The following is a 24693-nucleotide window of genomic DNA, read 5'->3' on the forward strand; positions in this document are numbered from 1 at the left end:
GGAGGAGGCGGACTCGGCCGTTGGTCAGCAGGTGCAGGGGGTCGAGGTAGGTGTGGGAGCGGGGTGGGGTGGGGCGGAAGGCGCCCCAGTGCAGGCAGGCTTCGGCCGGGCAACCCTCGTGGCCCCGGTCGAGGGTGCCGATCGGGGTGCCCCGGCGGACGCGTTGGCCGCGGTGGACGGTGGGGTGCAGTGGTTCGTAGGTGGTGCGCAGGCCGCCCGGGTGGAGCAGGGAGACGACCGCGCGATCGGCCACCGGGCCGGCGTGCACGACCACGGCGTCGGCGGCGGCCAGGACCGGGCTGCCCGGTGCGGCGGCCAGGTCGACGCCCCGGTGGCCTGGGGCGTACTCGGTGGCCGGGGGATCGAACGGGCGGACGACCCGGTGCGGTGGGGCCAGTGGCCAGGCGAAGCGGGGTGGGCGGGAGGCCTGGACCTGCGGGGCCAGGGGTAGCGTGACGGTGGCTGTCAAGGCCAGGACCAGCAGTGTTCGCATGGTGGGAGTCATGGGCCCAGGGTCGCCTGGCGCACCCGTGGCTACCAGTGGCTTCGGGCTACCTGTGGACAACTCGGAGGCCTGTGGACAACTCGCGGGCCCGGTTCGTGGTTCTCCGGTCCACCGGCGTACACTCGATCCGCGGCCCGTGTGAGTGCGGGGCGACTTCGCGTGCCAATGCAGATCCGACCGAGTTTCGGCGTGGTCGAGTCACGGCGTCCGGCGGTCCTGAGGTGAGCTGCCTCCGGTTCGGACGGCGGCAGGGGCACCAGGGCGGCGGTCCGACCCGGTCCGCCGCGATCAACCGGAACGCGCGCCGGCCCACCGCCAGGCGCGCCTGAACGAAGAGGTGCGAACCCGGCCATGGCCGTCGTCACCATGAAGCAGCTGCTCGACAGCGGCGTGCACTTCGGGCACCAGACCCGTCGCTGGAACCCGAAGATGAAGCGCTACATCTTCACCGAGCGCAACGGCATCTACATCATCGACCTGCAGCAGACGCTGACCTACATCGACCGGGCTTACGAGTTCGTCAAGGAAACGGTCGCGCACGGCGGGTCGATCCTGTTCATCGGCACCAAGAAGCAGGCGCAGGAGGCCATCGCCAACGAGGCCCTCCGCGTCGGCATGCCCTTCGTGAACCAGCGCTGGCTGGGCGGCATGCTCACCAACTTCTCCACGGTGCACAAGCGCCTCCAGCGGCTCAAGGAGCTGGAGTCGATGGAGCAGACCGGCGGTTTCCAGGGTTTCACCAAGAAGGAAATCCTGATGATGAACCGCGAGAAGGACAAGCTGGAGCGCACGCTCGGCGGTATCCGCGACATGTCCAAGGTGCCCAGCGCCGTGTGGATCGTGGACACCAAGAAGGAGCACATCGCCGTCGGCGAGGCGCGCAAGCTGAACATCCCGATCGTGGCGATCCTCGACACGAACTGCGACCCGGACGAGGTCGACTACCCGATCCCGGGCAACGACGACGCCATCCGGTCCGCCGCGCTGCTGACCAAGGTCGTGGCCGAGGCCGCCGCCGCCGGTCTGATGCAGCGCTCCGGCGCGCGCACCCAGGCCGCCGACGGCGCCGACAAACCCGAGCCGGGCGTCGGCACCGACGAGCCGCTGGCCGAGTGGGAGCAGGAGCTGCTGGTCGGCGCCGACGCGCCCGCCGCTGCCGCCCCCGCCGAGGCGCCCGCCGCGCCGGCCGAGGGCACCGAGGCCGCTCCTCAGTCCTGATCCGACGCGTGCCGCGCCCACCTCGACGGGGTGGGCGCGGCACGCGCCCAGACACCCGCGCGAATACGCAGAAGGAACGGATTCAGCACGATGGCGAACTACACCGCCGCTGACGTGAAGCGCCTGCGCGAGCTCACCGCCGCAGGCATGATGGACTGCAAGAAGGCGCTCGAGGAAGCCGAAGGCGACTTCGACAAGGCGGTCGAGATCCTGCGCATCAAGGGCGCGAAGGACGTCGGCAAGCGCGCCGAGCGCACGACCTCCAACGGCCTGGTCGTGGCCGAGGACGGCGTGATGATCGAGCTGCGCTGCGAGACGGACTTCGTCGCCAAGAACGCCGACTTCCAGGAGCTGGCCTCCCGGATCGTCGCGGTCGCCAAGGCCACCCGCCCGGCGGACGTCGACGTCCTCAAGGCCACCGACCTCGACGGCAAGGCCGTCGACGCGGTCGTCCAGGAGTTCTCCGCCAAGATCGGCGAGAAGCTGGAGCTGGCCAAGGTCGCCGTCTTCGACGGCACCGTGACCACCTACCTGCACCGCCGTGCCGCCGACCTGCCGCCCGCCGTCGGCGTGGTGGTCGAGTACACCGGCGACAACGAGGACGCCGCCCGCGGCGCCGCGATGCAGATCGCCGCGATGCGTCCCCGCTACCTCACCCGTGACGAGGTCCCCGCGGACGTCGTGGCCAACGAGCGCCGCATCGCCGAGGAGACCGCTCGCGAGGAGGGCAAGCCGGAAGCGGCGCTGTCCAAGATCGTCGAGGGTCGCGTGAACGGCTTCTTCAAGGACGTCGTGCTCCTGGAGCAGGCTTCCGTGACGGAGTCCAAGAAGACCGTCAAGGCTGTCCTGGACGAGGCCGGGGTCACCGTGACCCGCTTCGCCCGGTTCGAGGTCGGCCAGGCTTGATCCGCGTGAGGGCGGGGTTGCGCGCAGGCGTCGCGACCCCGCCCTTGCCGTGTCCAGAGGAGCACCTGTGAGCGCAGAGGTAGACCACCCGAAAGCGGATCACGCCGACGAGCAGCCCGTCCACGGCTACCGCCGGGTGATGCTCAAGCTGGGCGGCGAGATGTTCGGCGGCGGCGGTGTCGGCGTCGACCCCGACGTCGTGCAGACCGTCTCCCGCCAGATCGCCGCGGTCGTGCGGACCGGGGTCCAGGTCGCGGTCGTCATCGGCGGCGGCAACTTCTTCCGCGGCGCGGAGCTGCAGCAGCGCGGCATGGACCGCAGCCGCGCCGACTACATGGGCATGCTCGGCACCGTCATGAACTGCCTCGCCCTGCAGGACTTCCTGGAGCGCGAGCACGGCATCGAGACCCGCGTGCAGACCGCCATCACGATGGGCCAGATCGCCGAGTCCTACATCCCCCGCCGGGCCATGCGGCACCTCGACAAGGGGCGCGTGGTGATCTTCGGCGGCGGCGCGGGCATGCCGTACTTCTCCACCGACACGACGGCCGCGCAGCGCGCGCTGGAGATCGGGTGCGAGGTCGTGCTGATGGCGAAGGCCGTGGACGGCGTCTACACCGCGGACCCCAAGATCGACCCCGACGCGCTGATGTTCGACAACATCACCCACCGGGAAGTGCTCGAACGCGGCCTGAACGTCGCGGACGCGACCGCGTTCAGCCTGTGCATGGACAACAACATGCCGATCATGGTCTTCAACCTGCTCACCGAGGGGAACATCGCGCGAGCCGTGCGTGGTGAGAAGATCGGCACGCTGGTGAGCACCCCCGGTGGTCGCCCGTCCTTCTAGACCTGCTGGGATTCGAGCCGAACTGCGCACACCAAGGGAGTCAGCCGTGATCGACGAGACCCTCCTCGACGCCGAGGAGAAGATGGAAAAAGCGGTGTCCGTGGCGAAGGAGGACCTGGCCGCGGTGCGCACCGGCCGTGCCAACCCCTCGATGTTCTCCCGCATCGTGGTCGAGTACTACGGTTCGCCCACCCCGCTCAACCAGTTGGCCAGCGTCGCCATCCCGGAAGCGCGCATGGCGGTGATCAAGCCCTACGACGCCAGCCAGCTCAACGCCGTCGAGAAGGCCATCCGCGACTCCGACCTGGGCGTGAACCCCAGCAACGACGGCTCGATCATCCGCGTGGTGATCCCCCAGCTGTCCGAGGAGCGCCGCCGGGAGATGGTGAAGGTCGCCAAGGGCAAGGGCGAGGACGCCAAGGTGTCCGTCCGCAACATCCGCCGCAAGGCCAAGGAAGAGCTGGACCGCCTGGTCAAGGACGGCGAGGTCGGTGAGGACGAGGGCACCAGGGCCGAAAAGGAACTGGAGAACGTCACGCACCGCTACGTCGCCCAGATCGACGAGCTGGTCAAGCACAAGGAAGCCGAGCTGCTCGAGGTCTAGGTGATCACGTCGGGGTCGACGGGTCGGGTCAGCAGTCCGCGCGCTTCGGTCGGTGGACGGCCGTGATGGGAGCACAACAGGTGTCAGGCGGCGGTGACCAGGGCGCGCCGGAGAAGGGCGCGTCACGCGCTGGGCGCAACCTGCCCGCGGCCATCGCCGTGGGCGTCGGCTTGGGCGCGGTCATCCTCGTCGCGCTGCTGACGGTGCGCGAGCTGTTCGTCGGCGTCGTCGCGATCGCCGTCGCGGTGTCGACGTACGAGCTGGCGGGCGCGTTGCGGCGGGGCGCGGGCATCCGCGTCGGCCTGGTGCCCGTGCTGCTGGGCGGTCAGGCCGTGGTGTGGCTGGCCTGGCCGTACGAGCGCGGCGGCGTGCTCGGCGCGTTCGTGGTGACGATCCTGGTGTGCCTGATCTGGCGGCTGAAGGACGGCGCGGACGGCTACCTGCGCGACGTCACCGCGTCGATCTTCACGGTCGCCTACGTGGCCGTGTTCGCGGCCTTCGCGGTGATGCTGGTCGTGCCGGACGACGGTGTGTTCCGCGTCCTGGCGTTCCTGATCGGCGTGGTCCTGTCCGACACCGGCGGCTACGTGGCCGGCGTGTTGTTCGGCAAGCACCCGATGGCCCCCACCATCAGCCCGAAGAAGTCCTGGGAGGGTTTCGCGGGCTCGATGGTGGCGGGCATGGTCGGCGGCGCGCTCACCGTCGGCCTGATGCTCGACGGCCACTGGTGGCAGGGCGTGCTGTTCGGCGCGGCCCTCGTCGTCACCGCGACCGCGGGCGACCTGGTCGAGTCGCTGATCAAGCGCGACCTCGGGATCAAGGACATGGGCACGCTGCTGCCCGGTCACGGCGGCCTGATGGACCGGATGGACTCGCTGCTGCCGTCCGCCGTGGTCGCCTGGCTGCTGCTGCATGTGTTCGTGCCCGGCTAGTCGTCGTACGGGTCGTCCACGCGCGTCTCGGTGGCGTCTTCCTCCGGCAGGGGGGTGGTCCGGGACGGGTCGATCACGGAGAAGACCGCGCCGGTGTGGTCGGCGACGACCGTGATCCGGCCGAACGGCGTGTCGTACGGCTCCACGGTGACGCGCCCGCCCAGCTCCAGCACCCGGGTGGCGGCGGAGTCGGTGCCGATCTCCGGTGCGGCGGTGAAGTACACCATCCAGTGCGCGGGGGTGCCCGGCGCGAACGCGCGGCCCATCCGCTGGCGGCCCAGCACGGTGTGCCCCTGCACGCCCCACAGCGTGTAGTCCACCGCCTGACCGTCACCGATCTGGGTGATCTCATACCCGCACAGCTCGCCGAAGAACTCGTCCGCCACCTGCCCGTCACGCGTGTTCAGCTCGGCCCACGCGTACGCGCCGTGGCCGTCCGTGCCGAACACCCAATCGGGTGGAACGTGCCGGAAGCCGATCACCGCGCCGGTCGGGTCGGCGACCACCGTGACCGTGTCCGAAGGTTCGCCGAGCACCTCGCCTCCCAGCGCGAACGCCTTCTCGGCGGTGGCGCGGGCGTGGGGCGTGTTGAGGTACAGCGTCCACGCGCTCGGCTGGGCGGCGACCACCACTTCGGCCACCGGCACGCCGTCGACCAGCGCGATCGCGTTGCCCGGCGCGTCGGCGAAGGTCCAGCCGAACAGCCCCGAGTAGAAGTCGGTCGTGGCCCGGAGGTCCGTGGTCGCGAGGTCGACCCAGCACGGCGCGCCGTGGTGGAGCTCGGCCAGGGCGGGAGAATTGGGGACGATCGACACCACGTACCTCCTGCGAGCCGAGTATTCGATCACGCTACGGCTCTAGAGTCGTCCCGTGAAGGGATTCGTCCGCGCCGCTTTGGCCGCTGTCCGGCCCGTCGACGTCCTGCCGAGCCCGAACATCTGGCACTGGCCCGAGGTCTACGAGGTCGAGAACCGCGCCCAGGACGTGGACGGCGCCATCTGGAGCGCGCTGCGGGAGCAGTGCGACTGGACCGGGCGGGACGTGGTCGACGTCGGGTGCGGCGACGGGTTCCACCTGCCGGTGTTCGCGCGGGAGGCGCGGTCGGTGATCGGCGTCGAACCGCACCCCCCGCTGGTGCAGCGGGCTCGGGCGCGGGTGGCGGACGTGCCGAACGCCGAGGCGGTGGCCGGACCCGCGCAGCGCCTGCCGCTGCGTGACGCGACCGCGGACCTGGTGCACGCGCGGACGGCGTACTTCTTCGGCCCGGGCTGCGAGCCGGGCCTGCGCGAGGCGGACCGGGTGCTGCGGCCCGGTGGCGCGCTGGCGATCGTGGACCTCGACGGCCTCGCCGAGCCGTACGGGCCGTGGCTGTGCGCCGACGAGCCGCGCTACAACCCGGTGGACGTCGAGCGGTTCTTCGCCGACCAGGGGTTCTCGTTGCGCCGCGTGCGCGCGCTGTGGCGGTTCGAACGCCGTGCGGACCTGGAGGCCGTGTTGCGCATCGAGTTCTCCGAGGGGGTCGCGGAGAAGGCCATCGCACACACACCCGGCCTGTCGTTCGAGGTCGGCTACCGCGTGCACGTGCGGCGCAAGCCCACCGGCATCGTGCTGCCCTGATAGCGCTCACATAGGATTCGGACCGTGGAGAACAGGAACGCGGTCAGGTTGGGTCGGCAGGTCGGCGTCGTGGGTCTGGGCTGCTGGCAGCTCGGCGCGGACTGGGGCCAGGTCGAGGAGTCTGACGCGCTGGCCGTGCTGCACGCGGCCGCCGACACCGGCGTGAACTTCTTCGACACCGCCGACGTCTACGGCGACGGTCGCAGCGAGACGCTGATCGGCGAGTTCCTCCGCGAGCGCGGCGACGCGGGCATCACGGTGGCCACCAAGATGGGCCGCCGCGTCGACCAGGTGCCGGAGAACTACACCCGCGAGAACTTCCTGGCCTGGAACGACCGGTCGCGCGCCAACCTCGGCGTGGACACGCTCGACCTGGTCCAGCTGCACTGCCCGCCGACCCCGGTCTACTCGACCGACGAGGTGTTCGACGCGCTCGACGAGATGGTCGAGGCCAAGCGGATCGCCGCGTACGGCGTCAGCGTGGAGACCGTCGAGGAGGCGCTGACCGCGATCGCCCGGCCGGGTGTCGCCAGCGTCCAGATCATCCTGAACGCGCTGCGGCTCAAGCCGCTGGAGCGGGTGCTGCCCGCGGCGGCGGAAGCGGGCGTGGCGATCATCGCCCGCGTCCCGCTCGCCTCGGGCCTGCTGTCCGGCAAGTACACGGCGTCGACCACGTTCTCGGCCGACGACCACCGCAACTACAACCGCAACGGTGACGCGTTCGACGTCGGCGAGACGTTCTCCGGCGTGCCGTTCGAGGTGGGCCTGGAGGCGGTGGAGCGGCTGCGGCCCCACGTGCCCGCCGGCGCCACCATGGCGCAGTTCGCGCTGCGGTGGATCGTGGACCAGCCCGGTGTCACCGTGGTCATCCCGGGTGCGCGCAACGCCGAGCAGGCGCGGGCCAACTCGGCCGCCGCCGACCTCGCGCCGCTGCCGGCGGAGGCGCTGGACGAGGTGCGCGCGGTGTACGACTCGCTGATCCGGCCGCTGGTCCACGACCGCTGGTAGGTCACTCCTCCGGGCCGTCCTCCTCGACGTCGAGCTCGCCGAGGATCGCGTACAGCTTGCGGCGGGCCTCGCCGAGGACTTCGACGGCGCGGGCCTGCTGCTCGCGCGTGCCCGCGTGCGCCATCTGCTGCATGGCCGCGCCCAGGTGGCGCGCGGCCATGCGCAGCTTCGCGGCGTGCGCGTCGAGGTCGTCGTTGACCTGCTGCCACGGCGGCGCGCCGTCGAGCTTGGCGACCTCGTCCCGACCGGTCCCGGTCAGCGTGAACAGCTTCTTGCCGCCCGCCTCCTCGGTGGAGGCGACGAGGCCTTCGTCGGCCAGCAGTTGCAGGGTCGGGTAGACCGAGCCGGGGCTGGGCCGCCAGAGGCCGTCGGTGCGGCGGCCGATCTCCTGGATCATCTCGTAGCCGTGCATGGGGCGTTCGGCGAGCAGCGTGAGGACCGCCGCGCGGACGTTGCCCCTGCGCTGCCTGCCGCCGCGCCCCCGACCCCGGCCGTGACCGCCGAAGCCGGGCGGTTCGGGCGGGAGGGGCGGGCCGGGGAACGGGCCGCCCCGGTCGAAGCCGCCGCCGCCGAACCCCCGTCGTGGGTCGCCGAAGCCGTGCTCGCGGTGGAGCCGGTGGTCGTGGTGCCGGTGTCCGTGTCCGTGGAAACGCATCGTCATGCTCCTTGTATCGATCGGTTGCGACGTGTCGACGATATATCGGAAGCTATCGCGATGCAACGGTGATGGCGGTCGCAGCCTGCGTGGTCCTGCGCACTCCGCGCACGTGGGACACTGGAGGGCGCTATGACTGCCCTCCCCCTCGTCTTCGACGCGCCCAAGCGCGGCCTGCCGCCGCGCCACCTCGCCGACCTCTCCGCCGACCAGCGTCGAGAGGCGGTCGCCGCGCTCGGTGAGAAGCCGTTCCGCGCCGCGCAGTTGTCGAACCACTACTTCGGCCGGTTGACCGTCGACCCCGACGCGATGACCGACATCCCCGCCGCGGCCCGGGAACGCCTCGTCGGCGACCTGATGCCGCCGTTGTGGACGGAGCTGCGCAGCGTCGAGGCGGACGGCGGCACGACCCGCAAGACGTTGCTGCGCGCCCATGACGGCACGTTGGTCGAGAGCGTCCTCATGCGCTATCCCGACCGTGCGACGTTGTGCATCTCGTCGCAGGCGGGCTGCGGCATGGCGTGCCCGTTCTGCGCGACCGGCCAGGGTGGGCTGACCCGGAACCTGTCCACGGCGGAGATCGTGGACCAGGTGCGGCGGGGCGCGGTGGCCATGCGCGACGGCGAGCTGCCCGGTGGTCCCGGCCGGCTGTCCAACATCGTGTTCATGGGCATGGGCGAGCCGCTGGCCAACTACAAGCGCGTGGTCGAGGCGGTGCACCGGATCTGCGACCCTGCGCCGGACGGCCTGGGGATCTCGCAGCGCTCGGTGACCGTGTCGACGGTGGGCCTGGTGCCCGCGATCCGCAAGCTGACCGAGGAGAACCTCCAGGTCCGGCTGGCCGTGTCGCTGCACACGCCGGACGACGAGCTGCGGGACACGCTGGTGCCGGTCAACACGCGGTGGAAGGTCGCCGAGGTCCTGGAAGCCGCCCGCGGCTACGCCGACCGCACGGGCCGCCGGGTGTCGATCGAGTACGCCCTGATCCGCGACGTCAACGACCAGCCGTGGCGCGCGGACATGCTGGGCAAGCTGCTGCGCCGCCACCTGGGCCAACTGGTCCACGTCAACGTCATCCCGCTGAACCCGACGCCGGGCTCGAAGTGGGACGCGTCGCCGAAGCCGGTGGAGCGGGAGTTCGTGCGCCGGGTCAACGACCAGGGCGTCGCGTGCACGGTGCGTGACACGAGGGGCCAGGAGATCGCCGCGGCCTGCGGCCAGCTCGCCGCCGAGGGCTGAGTTTCCTCGATCGAGTGGTTTCGTGTGCCTGGAAACTTCCTTCTGGGCGACAACTCTCCTGGTAGTGCCTCTTTCTTCTGACCGGAAAGTGGCCCGTACGGGACGGCGGTGTGGACGCGGTCATTGATCTGCTGCCATCGCACGGTGGTGCTCCGGCACAGTCGGCGGTCGGAGCGAAGACGAAGTCGACCCCACGCCGGGTGGAGGACCAGCCGCTACCGCGTTCGGTACTCATCGAACAGCTTTCCGGCCCGAACCTGCTGGTGCTCGCTCCCTGACTGGCTCGCCGGACGCGGGGACTGCTGCGCGAGCACGACGATGTCGTCTTCACCGGCCGGCGGTACGTCGGAGGCGTGTTGCCCGTGGCGCTGAGCCAACTGGTCGTCGACTGCCCGGCACGGCCGGGCCGGTTGCCCGCCGAGGGGGAGGCGGTACTGCGGTACATGGGCGAACACGAGCACGAGTGGCGTGACACCGGGCTGTCGCGCGGTGGATCCCGGTAGGAGCCGCAACCCATGTCCGAAGTTTCGAATGGTGTTGATCCGGACCGGCTGAACGACGTCGGTCGGGGTCAGGGAGGTCGGCTCCTCGTTCGCGGCCTCGACGAGGTGTGGCACGGGTACCGAGTGGCACAGGACTCGGCACGATGCCGCCGAGGCGTGAAGCGGGTCAGGCGCCTCGCCGCGGATGCCGTATCCCGGGGTCAGGACGACCCGGCGGCGGTGAGGGCCTAGCGGCGCCAGGAGGTGCGGCTGCGGACCTGGTCCCAGATCAGCAGGGCGGCCATGGTGACGCCCGTGGCGATCACCCAGATGTTCTCGGTGCGGCCGTGGTGGTTGCCGATCAGCAGGGCGAACACGCCCAGGGTGGACAGCCAGCCCGCGATCTTGATGCCCTTGGGGAACGTGCCGTGCCAACCCCACTCGGCCGAAGGCTCCTCGTGGGGGTCGACCGACGGACGCTTGTCCAGTTCCGAGGACGAAGACACAGCCGCACGACCTTCCTGCCCGATCACGTTCAACCCCATCAGGTTCGCTGTCGGCGTCATCGTCCCACACCGCCGCGCCACCCGGGACGTGAGGTGCGCGGCACCGCCGTGGCGTCCACCCTCGGCCCTCGCGCGTGTTCGCCGCGTGTTCGCCGCACCCCGCCAGGCCGGACCGGGCAGCCCGACTGCCCAGAAGGGCGACGAGGTTGACCGAACAGCCGGGCGTGTTCCCGGGCGTGCTGGCCGGGTCGCTGCTGGTGTTCGTGCCGTCGGCGGGTGATTTCGTCACGCCGAAGCTGCTGGGCGGGGTGGACCAGTCGACGTTCGGCAGCGTGATCGACGACCAGTTCCGCGGCGGCAACAACTGGCCGCTGGGGTCGGCGATGGCGGTGGTGCTGCTGGTCCTGGTGGCGGTCGTGCTCCTGGCACGCGGCCGGCGCGGGGAGGACGTGCTGTGAACCGCCGACCGTGGGCGCTGGGCGCGGTCGCCGCGCTGGTGTTCGCGTTCCTCTACGCGCCGATCGCGTGGCTCGCGCTGGTGTCGTTCAACGACTCGCGGTCGCTGAGCCGGGTGACGGAACTGTCGCTGCGCTGGTACGCCGAGCTGGTGCGCGACTCGCGCGTGCTCGACGCGCTCGGGCTGAGCCTGCGGCTGGCGGCGGCGAGCGCGGTCGTCGCCACGGTCATCGGCACGCTCGCCGCGTTCGGCCTGCGCCGCGCCTTCCCCGGCCGGAACGCGTGGACGGTGCTGCTCAGCCTGCCGCTGGTGGCGCCCGCGGTGGCGGCCGGCGCGGCGTTCGCGTTCCTGCTGTCGTTCGACGACGTGGTGGCGTCGAGCTACCCGACCGGCGTCGGCTCGACCACGCTGCCGGTGTTCGTCTACGCGCAGGCCGGTCGCCGGGGCGTGTCGCCGGAGATCGTCGCGCTGTCCACGGCGATGGTGGCGGTGAGCGCGGCCCTGCTGGTCGCGGGCGTGCTCGTGGTCGCCTGGCGGGCACGGCGCGCGTCACCTGCGTCAACTTTCGTCGGCGGTGGTCGAGACCAAGGAACGCGGCACGCGGGAGGGTAGGTCTCCTACCGTGGTGTCCTGTGACGTCTGTCGTTCAGCGGCTCCGGCCCGACCTGCCGGACCTCCGGGAGGCGCCCGCCGCGTTCCTCCGCGACCACGCCGAACGCCTCGGCCAGGTCACGCCGTGGCGGGTGGGGCGCGAGGTGCTGGCCATCCTGGTGTTCCTCGGCCTGGACGTGTTCCCCGGCTGGATCTCGGGCGACTGGCGGGCGTCCGGCTGGATGACGATGGCCCTGGGCGCCGGGTACGTGCTGATCTACCTGACCCGGCTGCTGTTCCCGGCGCTGGCCCTGCTGACGGCCACGTGGGTCGTCTTCAGCGCGGAGCACGGCGGGATCGCGCTGGTGGTGATGCTGTCCTACGCCGCCGGTTACCGGATCGCACCGTGGCAGCGGTCGCTGCTCACCGCCGTCCTCGCCCTCGCCCTGCACATGTTCGCGTGGGGCGTGTCCACGCCCGGCCTCTCGGGGCCGTTCGGCCAGTGGGTGATGCTGACCGTCTACTGCATGGTGGTGGCGCTGCCGTTCCTGGTCGGCCGGTACGCGGCGCAGCGCAACGCGCTGGTCGCGGCCCTGCAGGAGCGCGAGGAACGGGTGGTGCGCGAGCGGCGGATGGTGTCGCGGCAGGTGCGGCTGCGCGAGCGCAACCGGATCGCCCAGGACATGCACGACAGCCTCGGCCACCGGCTCAGCCTCATCTCGGTGCACGCGGGCGCGTTGGCCCTGGACACCGGCCTCGGCGAGCGCCAGCGCGAGGCGGTGCGGGTGCTGCGCAGCGCGGCCCTCACCGCGATGGAGGAGCTGCGCGGCGTCATCGGCGTGCTCCGGCGCGACGAGGAGCCGGAAGAGGACCAGGTGCGTCGCACGGTGGACGCGATCGACGAGCTGGTCGACGGCGCGCGGCGGGCCGGCGTGCGGGTCAGCCTGGTCCGCGGCGGCCAGCCCGTGCCGCTGCCCGTGAAGGTCAGCCACGCCGCCTACCGCATCGCCCAGGAGGGCCTGACCAACGCCAACAAGCACGCGCCGGGCGCGAGCGTGCAGGTGACGGTGAAGTACGAGCCGGACGCGCTGGTGGTGGAGGTGCGCAACAACCCGCCCCGCGCGAAGCTGCCGAGCGGCGGTGGGTTCGGGCTGGTCGGGCTCGGCGAGCGGGTGCGGCTGGCGGGCGGGATGCTGCACGTCGGCGAGCTGCCGGCGGGCGGGTTCCGGATCGCGGCCGTGCTGCCCTACGAGGACACCGCCGCGGCGGGCGACGAGCCGTCCGACGATCCGGTGGACGTGGAGGCGCCGGCCAAGCCGACCGGGATCCGCAAGTGGGCGGGCGTCGGCTCCATCGTGCTCGCCGGGATCGTGGTGCTCGTGGTCGTCGGCGGCTACACGTGGATAGGGTCGCAGCCCATCACCAAGGTGGTGTCGGAGGAGCTGTACGACTCGGTGGCGGTCGGGCAGCCGGAGGCCGAGGTGATGGCGAAGCTGCCGGGCGGCGCCGAGCCGCCGCTGGGCGACATCAAGTCCGACTCCGAGCCCGAACCGGCCGGGGCGACGTGCCAGTACCGCGTGGCCGACGTGCAGACCTACTCCTCGCGGGGGACGAAGATCGTGCGGTTCTGCTTCGCGGGCGGCAAGCTCGTCGAGAAGAAAACCCACCTGCAGGGGATGTGAGCGTTGATCCGGGTCCTCATCGCCGACGACGAGCCGCTGATGCGCGCGGGCATCAAGGCCATCCTCGGCACCGCCGACGACATCGAGCTGGTCGCCGAGGCCGGTGACGGGCGCGAAGCCGTCCGGATCGCCCTGGAACGGCGGGTGGACGTCGCCGTGCTCGACATCCGGATGCCCCGCCTGGACGGCCTGGCCGCGGCGCGCGAGCTGCGCACCGCGGCGCCGTCCGTGCGGGTGGTGATGCTCACCACGTTCGGCGAGGACGACAACATCGTCCGGGCGCTGTCCGACGGCGCGGCCGGGTTCCTGCTGAAGGACTCGGCGCCGGAGGAGTTGTTGCGCGCTGTGCGCGCGGTTCACTCGGGCGAGGCATATTTGTCACCCATGGTGACGAGCCGGGTGGTGGGCATGGTGGCGCAGGTCGGCCAGCCGCGCCGGCAGGAGGCCATGCGCCAGGTGGAAGGGCTGACCGAGCGCGAGGTCGAGGTGCTGTCCCTGCTCGGTCAGGGGATGTCCAACGCGGACGTGGGGCAGACGCTGCACATGAGCGAAGCGACCGTGAAGACCTACGTGAGCAGGCTGTTGGCCAAGCTCGGGCTCACCAACCGGGTGCAGGCGGCCCTGCTCGCGCGTGACGCCGGCCTGGCCAACTAGGCCGTGCAAAGGGGTGTGCCCCGTCGATGTCTCGACGGGGCACACCCGAAGTGGTCATCAGCTCCGAGCGTCATGCCCGGGCGCGGTTGCCCCGGTTGCCGGTCACCATGCGGTAGATGCCGAGGACGATCAGCGAGCCGAGGATGGCGAGCAGCCAGGTGCTCAGGTCGAAGAACGTGTTGATGTCGGTCCCGAAGATCGCGCGGCCGACGAAACCGCCGATGATGGCGCCGACGATGCCGAGCAACATCGTGATGATGATGCCGCCCGGGTCGCGACCTGGCATGATGGCCTTGGCGATGGCACCCGCGATGAGGCCGAGGACGATCCAACCCAAGATGCCCACGGGGGCTCTCCTTCCTGATGGCCGCGACGGGCGGATCCGTCGGGCGCTTGATCGAGGAATGCCCACGTTCGAGTGAGACCACGCCTCCGTTACCGTTCTGTTATCGAAGTACCGCTGTGCGGCCTATCAGGTCGGCTCGGCCACAATGGTGGGTGATGAGCACACCACGCACGGTCCTGGTCCTCGGGTCAACCGGGTCGGTCGGCACCCAGGCCCTCGACGTCATCGCCGCCAACCGCGACCGGTTCACCGTGGTCGGCCTGGCCGCGGGCGGCGCCGACCCGGCCGCCCTCGCCTCCCAGGCGGTCGACTTCGGGGTCCGGGCCGTGGCCGTCGCGCGCGCCACCGCGGTCGAGGACGTCACGCTCGCCCTCTACGCCGAGGCGCAGAAGCGCGGCTACGCCGAGGGCGCCTTCGAGCTGCCCCGCATCCTCGCCGGCCCGACCGCGATGACCGACCTGGTCGACTCCACGCCCGCCGACGTGGTGCTCAACGGCATCACCGGCTCCATCGGCCTGGCGCCGACGCTGCACGCGCTCAAGACCGGCGCCACGCTCGCCCTGGCGAACAAGGAGTCCCTGATCGCGGGCGGCCCGCTGGTGCTCAAGGCGGCCCGGCCCGGCCAGCTCGTGCCGGTCGACTCCGAGCACTCCGCGCTGGCCCAGTGCCTGCGCGGCGGTCGGGCCGACGAGGTCGCCAGGCTCGTCCTCACCGCCTCCGGCGGCCCGTTCCGCGGCCGCGCCCGCGCCGAGCTCGACGGCGTCACGGCGCGTGAGGCCATGGCCCACCCCACGTGGTCGATGGGCCCGGTCATCACCGTCAACTCGGCCACCCTGGTCAACAAGGGCCTGGAGCTGATCGAGGCGCAACTGCTGTTCGGCGTGCCCTACGACCGCATCGACGTGGTCGTGCACCCCCAGTCGATCGTGCACTCGATGGTCACCTTCACCGACGGCTCCACGCTCGCCCAGGCCAGCCCGCCGGACATGAAGCTGCCCATCGCCCTGGCCCTGGGCTGGCCCGACCGCGTCCCGGACGCCGCCGCCGCGTGTACTTTCGACGTCGCGACGGCGTGGACGTTCGAGCCGCTGGACGACGAGACGTTCCCGGCGGTGCGACTGGCCAGGCAGGCGGGCTCCGGCGGCGGCTGCCTGCCGGCGGTCTACAACGCGGCGAACGAGGAAGCGGTCGCGGTCTTCCTCGACGGCGGCACGTCGTTCACCTCCATCGTGGACACTGTCGAACGGGTGCTCGCGGAGGCGGACGGCTGGGCGCACGAGCCGGTCGACGTCGACGAAGTCCTCGCGGCGGAGCAATGGGCCCGGGCGCGGGCGCGGGAACTCGTGGCCACTTCGGTGGGGTCTGGAAGGGACTGACGTGCTCGTTTTTCTGGGCATCCTGCTGTTCGCCCTGCTCATCGGCATCTCGATCGCGCTGCACGAGCTCGGCCACCTGGCCACGGCGAAGATGTTCGGGATGAAGGTGACCCGGTACTTCATCGGGTTCGGGCCGAAGATCTGGTCCTTCCGCCGCGGTGAGACCGAGTACGGCCTCAAGGCGATCCCCGCGGGCGGCTTCTGCGAGATCACCGGCATGACCGCGCTGGAGGACGTCGCGCCGGAAGACCGGCACCGCGCGTTCAACCGGCAGAAGACCTGGAAGCGCGTGGTGGTGCTCTCCGCGGGCTCCATCACCCACTTCATCGTGGGCTTCATCATCCTGTACTTCATGGCCTTCACCATGGGCATCCCGAACCTGCGCGACAGCGCGCTGGTCGCCGAGGTGACCCCGTGCGTGCAGAGCAGCACCGACGCCGAGTGCGCGCCCGGTGCGCCCGCACCGGCCAAGGACGCGGGCTTCCGGGTCGGCGACGAGATCGTGGCCGTGGCCGGCGTGACCACCCCCACCTGGGGTGACGTGCTGACCAAGACGCGCGAGCAGGCCGGCCCGACCGAGTTCAGGGTGCTGCGCGACGGCGAGGAGCTGACCCTCACCGCCGACGTCGCCCGGGTCGAGCGCGAGATGCAGCGCAAGGACGGCACGCGCTACACGTCCGAGGTCGGCGCGATCGGCGTCGTCCAGCAGCGCGTCTTCGAGTACAACGCGCTCACCGCGGTCGGCGGGGCGACCAAGTTCACCGGCGTGATGTTCGAGAACACCTGGCAGGGCCTGCTGCGGTTCCCGCAGAAGATCCCCGCCGTGATCGAGGCCATCGGCGGCGGGGAGCGCGACGTCGACAGCCCGGTCAGCGTGGTGGGCGCGAGCAGGCTCGGCGGCGAGGCCGTCGACCGGGGCCTGTGGCAGCTGTTCTGGCTGATGCTGGCGGGGCTGAACTTCTTCGTGGGTGTGTTCAACCTCCTGCCGCTGCTGCCGCTTGACGGTGGTCACATCGCCGTCAACCTGTACGAACGGGTGCGAAACTGGATCCGGAAGCTCCGCGGCCTGCCCGAGGGAGCGCCGGTCAACTACCTGCGGCTGCTGCCGCTGACCTACTTCGTGATCTTCATCGGCGGTTCGGTCACGCTGCTGACGATCACCGCGGACATCGTCAACCCCATCAAGCTCTTCCAGTGATCAACGTGAGAGGTGCCAGTTCATGAGTGACGGCGTCATGCTCGGTCTTCCGGCGATGCCTCCTCCGGTGTTGTCGGAGCGGCGCAAGACCCGCCAGCTCATGGTGGGGTCGGTCGGTGTCGGCAGCGAGTTCCCCGTGTCGGTGCAGTCGATGACCACGACCGTGACGGCGGACGTGAACGCGACGTTGCAGCAGATCGCGGAGCTGACGGCGGCGGGGTGCGACATCGTGCGGGTGGCGTGTCCGTCGCAGGACGACGCGGACGCGTTGGCGGCGATCGCGCGCAAGTCGCAGATCCCGGTGATCGCGGACATCCACTTCCAGCCGAAGTACGTGTTCGCGGCGATCGAGGCCGGGTGCGCGGCGGTGCGGGTGAACCCGGGCAACATCAAGAAGTTCGACGACAAGGTCAAGGAGATCGCGCAGGCGGCCCGGGACCACGACACGCCGATCCGGATCGGGGTCAACGCGGGCTCGTTGGACCCGCGGTTGATGGCGAAGTACGGCAAGGCCACGCCGGAGGCGTTGGCGGAGTCGGCGTTGTGGGAGGCGTCGTTGTTCGCCGAGCACGACTTCCACGACCTGAAGATCAGCGTGAAGCACAACGACCCGGTGGTGATGATCCGGGCCTACGAGCTGTTGGCCGAGCAGTGCGACTACCCGTTGCACCTGGGTGTGACGGAGGCGGGTCCGGCGTTCCAGGGCACGATCAAGTCCGCGGTGGCGTTCGGGGCGTTGTTGCGGCAGGGCATCGGGGACACGATCCGGGTGTCGTTGTCGGCGCCGCCGGTGGAGGAGGTGAAGGTCGGGCACCAGATCCTGCAGTCGCTCAACCTGCGCCCGCGCAAGCTGGAGATCGTCTCGTGCCCGTCCTGCGGGCGTGCCCAGGTCGACGTCTACACGTTGGCCGAGCAGGTCACGGCCGGTCTGGAGGGCATGGAGGTGCCGCTGCGGGTCGCCGTGATGGGGTGCGTCGTCAACGGCCCCGGTGAGGCGCGCGAAGCTGACCTGGGTGTCGCGTCCGGCAACGGCAAGGGCCAGATCTTCGTCAAGGGCAAGGTCATCAAGACCGTGCCCGAGCACCAGATCGTGGAGACGCTGATCGAGGAGGCCATGCGCATCGCCGAGGACATGGGCGAGACCGTCGAGGGCGGCGAGCCCGTCGTCACCGTCGGCTGAACGGCCCCGGAGTCGGCTGAGCGGGTGGCAGACGCGCGGGTAACGGTGTCCATCTGGCAGGCTTGACGGCGTGCTGAGGTTGGCTGGCGCGCGCTTGCTCGACGAGCGGGACCTGTCCGAGGTTCTCGCGGTGCTGGCGGCCGACCCGGTGGCGTCCTGCATGGTCGCCGCCCGGGTCGAGGTCGCGGGCCTGGACCCGTGGCGGCTCGGCGGTGAGGTGTGGGCGTACGACCACCGGTCGCTGCGCGGCGGCCGGGTCGACGCGCTGTGCTTCGCCGGGCCCAACCTGATCCCGCTGCGCGGCAACGCGACCGCGCTGCGCGGCTTCGCCGACCGGGCCCGTCGCCGCGGCCGCATGTGCTCGTCGCTGGTCGGACCCGCCGAGCAGGTGCTCGGTCTGTGGGACGAGCTGGCCCCGGACTGGGGCCCGGCCCGCGAGGTGCGCGCCGACCAGCCGTTGATGGCGCTGGGCGGCAGCCCGTCGATCCCGCTGGACCCGCTGGTCCGGCCCGTGCGCCCGGATGAGCTGGACCGGTACCTGCCCGCCGCGATCGCGATGTTCATCGAGGAGGTCGGCGTCGACCCGTGCGCCGAGGACGGCGGCGTGTCCTACCGGGCCCGGGTCGCCGAGCTGATCGCGGGCGGTCGCGCGTTCGCCCGGTTCGAGGGCGGCGACGTGGTGTTCAAGGCCGAGATCGGGGCCATGTCGGCGCGGGTCGGCCAGATCCAGGGCGTGTGGGTGCGGCCGGACCGCCGGGGTCGCGGCATCGGCGCGGCGGGCACCGCGGCGGTGGCCGAACGCCTGGTCCGCGGCCTGGGCCGGACCGCGTCGCTGTACGTGAACTCCTACAACGACGTGGCCAAGGCGGCGTACCGCAAGATCGGGTTCTCCCAGGTCGGCCAGTACGCCACCGTGCTGTTCTGAGCGTCGGGACCGCACGGCATACTCGGCGCCGTGATCGCGCGCAAGGTGGCCCTCGCCAGGGTGGTTCTTCCCGGGGTGGTCCTGCTGCTCGTCAGCGGCTGCGGCCTGTTCTCCTCCCGCCCCGGGCCCGACCAGGTGGCGGGCGACTTCCTGGCCAGGATCGCCGCGGGCGACGTCGACGGGGCCGCCGGCCTGACCGACGACCCGGGCGGCGCCAAGGACGTGCTGGGCAAGGTCCGCGAGGTGCTCAAGCCCGAGGGGCTGACGGCCCGGGTCGAGCAGGTGCGCTCGACGGGCGAGTCGTCCAACGCCGACGCGACCGCGCAGCTCGACTGGAACCTCGGGCACGACCACGCGTGGAGCTACCAGACCAGGTTCGACCTGCGGCGCGCGGAGGACGACTGGAAGGTGCACTGGGCCCCTTCGGTCGTGCACCCCAAGCTCGCCGTGCAGCAGACGCTGGGCGTGGCCGAGGTCAAGCCCGCGCTCGCGCCGGTGCTGGACCGCGACGGCACGCCGCTGCTCGCGCCCGAGCAGGTCGTGTCGATCCTGCTCGACGCCAAGGAGGCCGGCGACGTGGGCGCGGTGGCCGCCGCGCTGGCCGCCGCGCTCACCCCGATCGACGCCGCGATCACGCAGGCGTCGATCCTGGACGGGGTGTCGAAGGTGCCCGCCGGGCAGGTCTACCAGGTGGCGGCGCTGCGCGACGCGGACTACCAGACCGTGAAGCCCGTGATCTACGAGCTGCCCGGGGTGCGGTTCACGACGCAGACGAACCTGCTCGCGCCGTCGCGCACGTTCGGCTCCCAGGTGCTGCCCGCCGTGCGCGAGGCGGTGGAGGAGGAGATCGCCGGCAAGGCGGGGCTGCGCGTGTACACGGTGAACGCGGCCGGTGACGAGGTGGAGACCCTGCACGAGCAGGCGCCCGAGCCCGCGCAGGCGATCTCGACCGCGTTGAGCCGGACCGTGCAGGCGGCCGCGGAGGACGCGCTGGAGCCCGTGCCGCAGGCGGCGATGCTGGTCGCGTTGCAGGCGTCGACCGGCGAGGTGCTGGCCGTGGCGCAGAACGGCCCGGCCGACGCGGAGGGCGCGGTGGCGTTGACCGGCCGCTACCCGCCGGGGTCCACGTTCAAGATCGTGACGGCGGCGGCGGCCCTGGCGTCCGGGCAGGTCACCGCGGACACCCCGCTGCCGTGCCCGGGCAAGGCGGTCATCGACGGGCGGCGGGTCGTGCCGAACGACCACGAGTTCGACAAGGGCACGATCCCGCTGCACTCGGCGTTCGCGTTCTCGTGCAACACGACGTTCGCGCAGCTCGCCGCCGGGATGGCGCCGGACGCGCTGCCCGCGGCGGCGGAGGGGTTCGGCCTGGGCGTCGACTTCGAGATCCCGGCGATCACCACGATCACCGGTTCCGTGCCGCCCGCGACCGACGTGGTGGAGCGGGCGGAGGACGGCTTCGGCCAGGGCAAGCTGCTGGCCAGCCCGTTCGGCATGGCGGTGGTGGCGGCGACGACGGCGACGGGCGAGATGCCGGTCCCGACGCTGCTGAAGGGCCGGGAGACGAAGGTCGACCGCACCCCGCCACCGCCGGCGCCCGCCGTGCTGGAGCCGTTGCGGGCGATGATGCGGGAAGTCGTCCAGACCGGCACCGCGCCGCAGCTCAAGCCCTACGGCGACGTGCGGGGGAAGACCGGCACGGCCCAGTTCGGCGACGGCACGAACTCCCACGGCTGGTTCGTGGGCTACCGCGGCGACGTGGCCTTCGCGACCCTGCTGCTCGGCACGAACAGCTCGGCACCGGCGGTCGACGCCTCGGCCCGCTTCCTGGCCGCGTTGGGCTGAACGGAGCAATGTGCTACCATGTAGCACATGGAATCGATCGGTGTGCGCGAGCTGCGGCAGAACGCCAGCGTGTACCTGCGTCGGGTCGCGGCGGGGGAGTCGATCACCGTGACGGACCACGGTGTGCCGGTCGCGGTGATCAGTCCGCCTCCGCCGGAGGTGACCCTCCGGGAGCGTCTCAGGATCAGCGGTGAGCTGATCCCGGCGGACGCCGGTCGGAACGTGCTCCTCGAGCCGCCCGTCCAGTCGGACCTCGACGTGTCGGCAGAGCTGCAGTGGCAGCGAGAGGACCGGTTTTGATCTACTTCGACTCGTCGGCCCTGGTGAAGCTCGTCCGCGCCGAGGCCGAAAGCGCCGCGCTCCACGACTGGCTCGGGTCATCCACCGCTCCCGTGGCCAGCAGCGCCCTCGCCCGCACCGAGGTGCTCCGCGCGGTCCGGCGCGACTCGACCCGACTGGCGGACAAGGCACGTCGGGTGTTGTCAGGGGTCGACATGATCCCCATGACGTTCGACCTCCTCGGCGAGGCAGGCACCCTGTCGGCCGAGTTGCGCAGCCTCGACGCCATCCACCTCGCGTCGGCCTTGCGGCTGCGCGTGGACCTCGACGCGTTCGTGGCCTACGACAAGCGGCTCCTCACCGCCGCCGATGAGATGGGGCTGCCGATCGCCTCCCCCGGAACGAGCGAAGCGACCGCGTAGGGGACACGTGGCGCATGCCTCATCACGCTGAGCCGTAACCTGGAGGGCATGTCCGTGCGTGCCGTCCTCCAGCCAGGTGTGCTGTCCCCGCGCCGTCCCGTGCCCGCCCACATCGAGCGCCCCGAGTACGTCGACCGGCCCGAACCCCAGCGCAACACCGATCCCTGGGTGCAGCCACCCGAGGTGATCGAGGCGATGCGGGTCGCGGGTCGACTGGCGGCGCAGGCGTTGCAGGAAGCGGGCAAGGTGATCGTGCCCGGGGTGACCACCGACGAGATCGACGCGGTCGCGCACGAGTTCCTGTGCGACAACGGCGCGTACCCGTCCACGCTCGGCTACCGCGGTTTCCCCAAGTCCTGCTGCACCTCGCTGAACGAGGTCATCTGCCACGGCATCCCCGACTCGACCGTGGTCGAGGACGGTGACATCGTCAACGTCGACGTGACCGCCTACATCGGCGGCGTGCACGGCGACACCAACGCCACGTTCCTCGCGGGCGACGTGAGCGAGGAGGTTCGCCTCCTGGTCGAGCGCACCCACGAGGCCACCATGCGCGCCATCAAGGCGGTCAAGCCGGGACGGCAGCTCAACGTGGTCGGCCGCGTCATCGAGTCCTACGCCAACCGCTTCGGGTACGGAGTGGTCCGCGACTTCACCGGTCACGGCATCGGCCGCACGTTCCACAGCGGCCTGGTCGTGCTGCACTACGACGCGCCGCACGTGCCCACGATCATCGAGGAGGGCATGACGTTCACCATCGAGCCGATGATCACCCTCGGTGGCATCGACCACGACCTGTGGGACGACGGTTGGACGGTCACCACCCGCGACAAGAGCTGGACCGCCCAGTTCGAGCACACGATCGTGGTCACCGCGGACGGCGCGGAGATCCTCACCGTCTGCTGAGCAGCGGCACCAGCGCGGTGGCCACCTCTTCGGGTGACGTCACGGCGCCCAGGTGGTGGCTGTCCAGCTCCACCACCGGCCAGCCCAGCTCCCGTGCCGCCGCGGCGGCGGTGTCGTAGGAGGGGCTGAGCCTCAGGTACGCGCACGGCCCGGTCCACGCCACGGTGGGCCGGGGCTCCTTCAGGAACGCCAGCGGCACCTCGGGCGCCTCCGACACGATCTCCTCCAGCAGCCGCACGTCGGGCACCATCGCCGACAGCGCCTCGGGCGCGAACCACAGGTCCCAGCGCGGCATCAGCCCGTCGCGCGAGATGGCCTTGAGGTGGGCCATCCGCTCGGCGGGCGCGTCGTCGCGCCAGCTGCGCCCCGGGGTGGGCAGGTCGGCGTCGAGGAACACCAGCCCGCGCACGGGCGTCTCCAACGCGTCGGCGAACGCGGGCAGCAGCGGTCCCGCGCCGCTGTGCCCCACGAGCACCAGGTCGCCCTCCACCAGGGCGTCCTCGACGGCGTCGGCGAACACGCCGAGCAGCCGCTGGTGCACGGGCGCGGCGTTGACCGTGACCCGCAGGTCCAGCAGCACGACGGGGTGGCCGAGCGCGGCCAGCGCACCGGCGAGCGGGCGCAGGCTCGCGGGCCCGAGGTAGGGGCTGTGCACCAGGACCGCCGTGGCGGGGACGTCGACCATGCCGTGGATGATGTCAGCCGGGACCGACAGCTAGGGGACATTGTGCGCAGTGCGTTGCTGGTGGCCGGTACGACCTCGGACGCCGGGAAGAGCGTGCTGGCGGCGGGTCTGTGCAGGTGGCTCACCCGGCGCGGGGTGAGGACGGCGCCGTTCAAGGCGCAGAACATGTCCAACAACTCGGTCGTGACGCCGGACGGCGGCGAGATCGGTCGGGCGCAGGCGTTGCAGGCCGCCGCGTGCGGGTTGGCGCCGAGCGTGCGGTTCAACCCGGTGCTGCTCAAGCCGGGCGGTGACCGCAGCTCGCAGGTCGTGGTGCTCGGGCGGGCCGTGGGCGAGGTGTCCGCGCTGTCCTACCGCGAGCGCAAGGCCGAGCTGTTCGCCACCGTCCTGGAGACCCTGGACGGCCTGCGTGACGACTTCGAGGTGGTGGTCTGCGAGGGCGCCGGGTCTCCCGCGGAGATCAACCTCCGGGCGAACGACATCGCGAACATGGGCCTGGCGCGGGCGGCCGACCTGCCGGTGCTGGTGGTCGGCGACATCGACCGGGGCGGGGTGTTCGCGCACCTGTTCGGCACGTTGGCGCTGCTCGACCCGGCCGACCAGGCGCTGGTCGGCGGGTTCGTGGTGAACAAGTTCCGCGGCGACCCGGCGTTGCTCGAACCCGGCCTGCGGCAGCTCGACGCCCTCACCGGGCGGCCCGTGCTGGGCGTGCTGCCGTGGCGGGAGGAGCTGTGGCTGGACGCGGAGGACTCGCTGTCCTACGCGGCGGACGGCGTGATCGGCCGGCCGGAGCCGCCGCACGGCGACCAGTGGCTGCGGGTGGCCGTGGTGCGGTTGCCGCGGATCTCCAACGCCACGGACGTGGAGGCGCTGGCGTGCGAGCCGGGCGTGTCGGTGCGGTTCGTGACCGAGCCGTCCCGGTTGGCCGACGCGGACCTCGTGGTCGTGCCGGGTTCGAAGGCGACCGTGGCGGACCTGCGGTGGCTGCGCGACACCGGCCTGGCCGACGCGATCGCCGCGCACGACGGGCCGGTGCTCGGCATCTGCGGCGGGTTCCAGATGCTCGGCCGGAGGATCGAGGACGCGGTGGAGTCGCGCGCGGGCGTGGTCGCGGGGCTGGGCCTGCTCGACCTGGACGTGCGGTTCGAGCCGGACAAGACGTTGCGCCGGCCGGCCGGCGACGCGTTCGGCGAACCGGTGACGGGTTACGAGATCCACCACGGCGTGGTGACCCGCAACGCGGAGTCCGGCCTGGTCACGCTGCCCGACGGCACGCCGGAGGGCGCGGTGCGCGGCCGGGTCGCCGGCACGCACTGGCACGGGTTGCTGGAGAACGACTCCTTCCGCCGCGCGCTGCTGCGCTGGGCCGCCGGCCACGCGGGCCGGGACGGCTTCACCCCCGCCCCGGACGTGGACTTCGCCGGGCGGCGGGCCGCGCAGCTCGACCTGCTCGGCGACCTGGTCGCCGACCACCTCGACACCGACGCGGTGTGGGCGTTGCTGGAACGGGGTGCGCCACCGGGACTGCCGGTGATCCCCCCGGCGGGTGCTCCGCCTGTCGCCTGACGACCTCCGACCCCGGGGCGCGCGCGACCGGCAAGCCGCGCGGTGGTGCCACTGGTGGG

At 71.5% G+C, this 24693-nt stretch carries 27 protein-coding genes and 1 pseudogene; 21 read left to right on the forward strand and 7 right to left on the reverse strand.

Annotated features, from left to right (window positions below):
• Positions 1 to 139 precede the first annotated feature (139 nt).
• A pseudogene (locus tag FHX81_RS28740) lies at positions 140 to 505 on the reverse strand (M23 family metallopeptidase); the annotation flags it as partial.
• A 351-nt stretch (positions 506 to 856) separates the two neighbouring features.
• On the opposite strand from FHX81_RS28740, the gene rpsB reads away from it, so the two are divergent.
• From rpsB to FHX81_RS28765, 5 genes are all read left to right on the forward strand, one after another.
• Complete coding sequence (gene rpsB, locus FHX81_RS28745) at positions 857 to 1723, forward strand: 30S ribosomal protein S2 (RefSeq protein WP_141981146.1); 867 nt, start codon at positions 857 to 859, stop codon at positions 1721 to 1723.
• 90 nt (positions 1724 to 1813) lie between these two features.
• The gene (gene tsf / locus FHX81_RS28750) at positions 1814 to 2629 is read left to right on the forward strand and encodes a translation elongation factor Ts (RefSeq protein ID WP_141981147.1); all 816 of its coding nucleotides are present in this window, start codon (positions 1814 to 1816) and stop codon (positions 2627 to 2629) included.
• A 139-nt stretch (positions 2630 to 2768) separates the two neighbouring features.
• Positions 2769 to 3479: a UMP kinase gene (gene pyrH / locus FHX81_RS28755; RefSeq protein ID WP_141984185.1), complete on the forward strand. Its 711-nt coding sequence runs from the start codon at positions 2769 to 2771 to the stop codon at positions 3477 to 3479.
• Positions 3480 to 3525: 46 nt separating this feature from the next.
• Positions 3526 to 4083, forward strand: a complete 558-nt coding sequence (gene frr, locus FHX81_RS28760) for a ribosome recycling factor (RefSeq protein ID WP_141981148.1) — start codon at positions 3526 to 3528, stop codon at positions 4081 to 4083.
• A 65-nt stretch (positions 4084 to 4148) separates the two neighbouring features.
• The gene (locus FHX81_RS28765; RefSeq protein WP_141981149.1) at positions 4149 to 5015 is read left to right on the forward strand and encodes a phosphatidate cytidylyltransferase; all 867 of its coding nucleotides are present in this window, start codon (positions 4149 to 4151) and stop codon (positions 5013 to 5015) included.
• Here FHX81_RS28765 and FHX81_RS28770 read toward each other — a convergent pair.
• Positions 5012 to 5830 carry a VOC family protein gene (locus FHX81_RS28770; protein ID WP_141981150.1) on the reverse strand — a complete coding sequence of 273 codons (819 nt, stop codon included), beginning with the start codon at positions 5828 to 5830 and terminating at the stop codon, positions 5012 to 5014. The two genes, FHX81_RS28765 and FHX81_RS28770, sit on opposite strands and share 4 nt — an antisense overlap.
• 55 nt (positions 5831 to 5885) lie before the next feature.
• On the opposite strand from FHX81_RS28770, the gene FHX81_RS28775 reads away from it, so the two are divergent.
• On the forward strand, positions 5886 to 6632 hold the full coding sequence (locus tag FHX81_RS28775; protein WP_141981151.1) for a class I SAM-dependent methyltransferase: 747 nt from the start codon (positions 5886 to 5888) through the stop codon (positions 6630 to 6632).
• 24 nt (positions 6633 to 6656) lie between these two features.
• Positions 6657 to 7640 (forward strand): aldo/keto reductase, encoded by a 984-nt coding sequence (locus FHX81_RS28780; protein ID WP_141981152.1) that lies wholly within the window; start codon positions 6657 to 6659, stop codon positions 7638 to 7640.
• Between the two features lies 1 nt (position 7641).
• Here FHX81_RS28780 and FHX81_RS28785 read toward each other — a convergent pair whose 3' ends face one another.
• Positions 7642 to 8295 carry a PadR family transcriptional regulator gene (locus tag FHX81_RS28785; RefSeq protein ID WP_141981153.1) on the reverse strand — a complete coding sequence of 218 codons (654 nt, stop codon included), beginning with the start codon at positions 8293 to 8295 and terminating at the stop codon, positions 7642 to 7644.
• A 132-nt stretch (positions 8296 to 8427) separates the two neighbouring features.
• Between FHX81_RS28785 and rlmN the strand changes: the two genes are divergently transcribed.
• Positions 8428 to 9534, forward strand: coding sequence for a dual-specificity RNA methyltransferase RlmN (gene rlmN, locus FHX81_RS28790; protein WP_141981154.1), 1107 nt, complete (start codon positions 8428 to 8430; stop codon positions 9532 to 9534).
• A gap of 215 nt (positions 9535 to 9749) precedes the next feature.
• On the opposite strand, the gene FHX81_RS41400 is transcribed toward rlmN, so the two are convergent.
• On the reverse strand, positions 9750 to 10151 hold the full coding sequence (locus tag FHX81_RS41400) for a hypothetical protein (protein ID WP_141981155.1): 402 nt from the start codon (positions 10149 to 10151) through the stop codon (positions 9750 to 9752).
• 113 nt (positions 10152 to 10264) lie between these two features.
• Positions 10265 to 10522: a DUF2631 domain-containing protein gene (locus FHX81_RS28800; RefSeq protein WP_246108013.1), complete on the reverse strand. Its 258-nt coding sequence runs from the start codon at positions 10520 to 10522 to the stop codon at positions 10265 to 10267.
• A 206-nt stretch (positions 10523 to 10728) separates the two neighbouring features.
• Here FHX81_RS28800 and FHX81_RS28805 point away from each other — a divergent pair, with 206 nt between their 5' ends.
• Genes FHX81_RS28805 through FHX81_RS28820 form a run of 4 tightly spaced genes read left to right on the forward strand, consistent with a single transcriptional unit; the run spans position 10729 to position 13906 of the window.
• Positions 10729 to 10980 (forward strand): hypothetical protein, encoded by a 252-nt coding sequence (locus tag FHX81_RS28805; RefSeq protein ID WP_246108014.1) that lies wholly within the window; start codon positions 10729 to 10731, stop codon positions 10978 to 10980.
• Positions 10977 to 11591 carry an ABC transporter permease gene (locus tag FHX81_RS28810; protein ID WP_141981156.1) on the forward strand — a complete coding sequence of 205 codons (615 nt, stop codon included), beginning with the start codon at positions 10977 to 10979 and terminating at the stop codon, positions 11589 to 11591. Before FHX81_RS28805 ends, FHX81_RS28810 begins: the two co-directional genes overlap by 4 nt.
• A 20-nt stretch (positions 11592 to 11611) precedes the next feature.
• Complete coding sequence (locus tag FHX81_RS28815) at positions 11612 to 13252, forward strand: sensor histidine kinase (RefSeq protein WP_141981157.1); 1641 nt, start codon at positions 11612 to 11614, stop codon at positions 13250 to 13252.
• Positions 13253 to 13255: 3 nt separating this feature from the next.
• Positions 13256 to 13906 (forward strand): response regulator, encoded by a 651-nt coding sequence (locus FHX81_RS28820; RefSeq protein WP_141981158.1) that lies wholly within the window; start codon positions 13256 to 13258, stop codon positions 13904 to 13906.
• A gap of 70 nt (positions 13907 to 13976) precedes the next feature.
• Here the strand turns inward: FHX81_RS28820 and FHX81_RS28825 are convergent, their stop codons facing one another.
• Entirely contained in the window at positions 13977 to 14252 is a 276-nt protein-coding gene (locus tag FHX81_RS28825) for a GlsB/YeaQ/YmgE family stress response membrane protein (RefSeq protein ID WP_141981159.1), read from the reverse strand.
• A 155-nt stretch (positions 14253 to 14407) separates the two neighbouring features.
• On the opposite strand from FHX81_RS28825, the gene dxr reads away from it, so the two are divergent.
• From dxr to map, 8 genes are all read left to right on the forward strand, one after another.
• Positions 14408 to 15628 carry a 1-deoxy-D-xylulose-5-phosphate reductoisomerase gene (gene dxr, locus FHX81_RS28830; protein WP_141981160.1) on the forward strand — a complete coding sequence of 407 codons (1221 nt, stop codon included), beginning with the start codon at positions 14408 to 14410 and terminating at the stop codon, positions 15626 to 15628.
• A 1-nt stretch (position 15629) separates the two neighbouring features.
• On the forward strand, positions 15630 to 16826 hold the full coding sequence (locus FHX81_RS28835) for a M50 family metallopeptidase (RefSeq protein WP_141981161.1): 1197 nt from the start codon (positions 15630 to 15632) through the stop codon (positions 16824 to 16826).
• Between the two features lie 22 nt (positions 16827 to 16848).
• Entirely contained in the window at positions 16849 to 18006 is a 1158-nt protein-coding gene (gene ispG / locus FHX81_RS28840) for a flavodoxin-dependent (E)-4-hydroxy-3-methylbut-2-enyl-diphosphate synthase (protein WP_141981162.1), read from the forward strand.
• Between the two features lie 70 nt (positions 18007 to 18076).
• A complete protein-coding gene (locus FHX81_RS28845) occupies positions 18077 to 18931 on the forward strand; it encodes a GNAT family N-acetyltransferase (RefSeq protein ID WP_170232205.1) in 855 nt (284 codons plus the stop codon).
• A gap of 30 nt (positions 18932 to 18961) precedes the next feature.
• Positions 18962 to 20776, forward strand: a complete 1815-nt coding sequence (locus FHX81_RS28850) for a penicillin-binding transpeptidase domain-containing protein (protein ID WP_141981164.1) — start codon at positions 18962 to 18964, stop codon at positions 20774 to 20776.
• 27 nt (positions 20777 to 20803) lie between these two features.
• On the forward strand, positions 20804 to 21076 hold the full coding sequence (locus tag FHX81_RS28855; protein ID WP_141981165.1) for a type II toxin-antitoxin system Phd/YefM family antitoxin: 273 nt from the start codon (positions 20804 to 20806) through the stop codon (positions 21074 to 21076).
• Positions 21073 to 21477, forward strand: a complete 405-nt coding sequence (locus FHX81_RS28860; RefSeq protein ID WP_141981167.1) for a type II toxin-antitoxin system VapC family toxin — start codon at positions 21073 to 21075, stop codon at positions 21475 to 21477. Before FHX81_RS28855 ends, FHX81_RS28860 begins: the two co-directional genes overlap by 4 nt.
• A 48-nt stretch (positions 21478 to 21525) precedes the next feature.
• Complete coding sequence (map, locus tag FHX81_RS28865; protein ID WP_141981168.1) at positions 21526 to 22383, forward strand: type I methionyl aminopeptidase; 858 nt, start codon at positions 21526 to 21528, stop codon at positions 22381 to 22383.
• Here map and FHX81_RS28870 read toward each other — a convergent pair.
• The gene (locus FHX81_RS28870) at positions 22370 to 23068 is read right to left on the reverse strand and encodes an alpha/beta fold hydrolase (RefSeq protein WP_141981170.1); all 699 of its coding nucleotides are present in this window, start codon (positions 23066 to 23068) and stop codon (positions 22370 to 22372) included. The two genes, map and FHX81_RS28870, sit on opposite strands and share 14 nt — an antisense overlap.
• 42 nt (positions 23069 to 23110) lie before the next feature.
• Between FHX81_RS28870 and FHX81_RS28875 the strand changes: the two genes are divergently transcribed.
• The gene (locus tag FHX81_RS28875; protein ID WP_141981172.1) at positions 23111 to 24634 is read left to right on the forward strand and encodes a cobyric acid synthase; all 1524 of its coding nucleotides are present in this window, start codon (positions 23111 to 23113) and stop codon (positions 24632 to 24634) included.
• Positions 24635 to 24693: the final 59 nt, after the last annotated feature.

It is taken from the genome of Saccharothrix saharensis (assembly GCF_006716745.1).
GTDB lineage: Bacteria > Actinomycetota > Actinomycetes > Mycobacteriales > Pseudonocardiaceae > Actinosynnema > Actinosynnema saharense.

Coding starts and splice junctions, on each gene's coding strand:
- rpsB (WP_141981146.1), top strand. CDS start 857: ATGGCCGTCGTCACCATGAAGCAGCTGCTCGACAGCGGCGTGCACTTC.
- tsf (WP_141981147.1), top strand. CDS start 1,814: ATGGCGAACTACACCGCCGCTGACGTGAAGCGCCTGCGCGAGCTCACC.
- pyrH (WP_141984185.1), top strand. CDS start 2,769: ATGCTCAAGCTGGGCGGCGAGATGTTCGGCGGCGGCGGTGTCGGCGTC.
- FHX81_RS28765 (WP_141981149.1), top strand. CDS start 4,149: ATGGGAGCACAACAGGTGTCAGGCGGCGGTGACCAGGGCGCGCCGGAG.
- FHX81_RS28785 (WP_141981153.1), bottom strand. CDS start 8,295: ATGCGTTTCCACGGACACGGACACCGGCACCACGACCACCGGCTCCAC.
- rlmN (WP_141981154.1), top strand. CDS start 8,428: ATGACTGCCCTCCCCCTCGTCTTCGACGCGCCCAAGCGCGGCCTGCCG.
- dxr (WP_141981160.1), top strand. CDS start 14,408: ATGAGCACACCACGCACGGTCCTGGTCCTCGGGTCAACCGGGTCGGTC.
- ispG (WP_141981162.1), top strand. CDS start 16,849: ATGAGTGACGGCGTCATGCTCGGTCTTCCGGCGATGCCTCCTCCGGTG.
- FHX81_RS28855 (WP_141981165.1), top strand. CDS start 20,804: ATGGAATCGATCGGTGTGCGCGAGCTGCGGCAGAACGCCAGCGTGTAC.
- map (WP_141981168.1), top strand. CDS start 21,526: ATGTCCGTGCGTGCCGTCCTCCAGCCAGGTGTGCTGTCCCCGCGCCGT.
- FHX81_RS28870 (WP_141981170.1), bottom strand. CDS start 23,068: ATGGTCGACGTCCCCGCCACGGCGGTCCTGGTGCACAGCCCCTACCTC.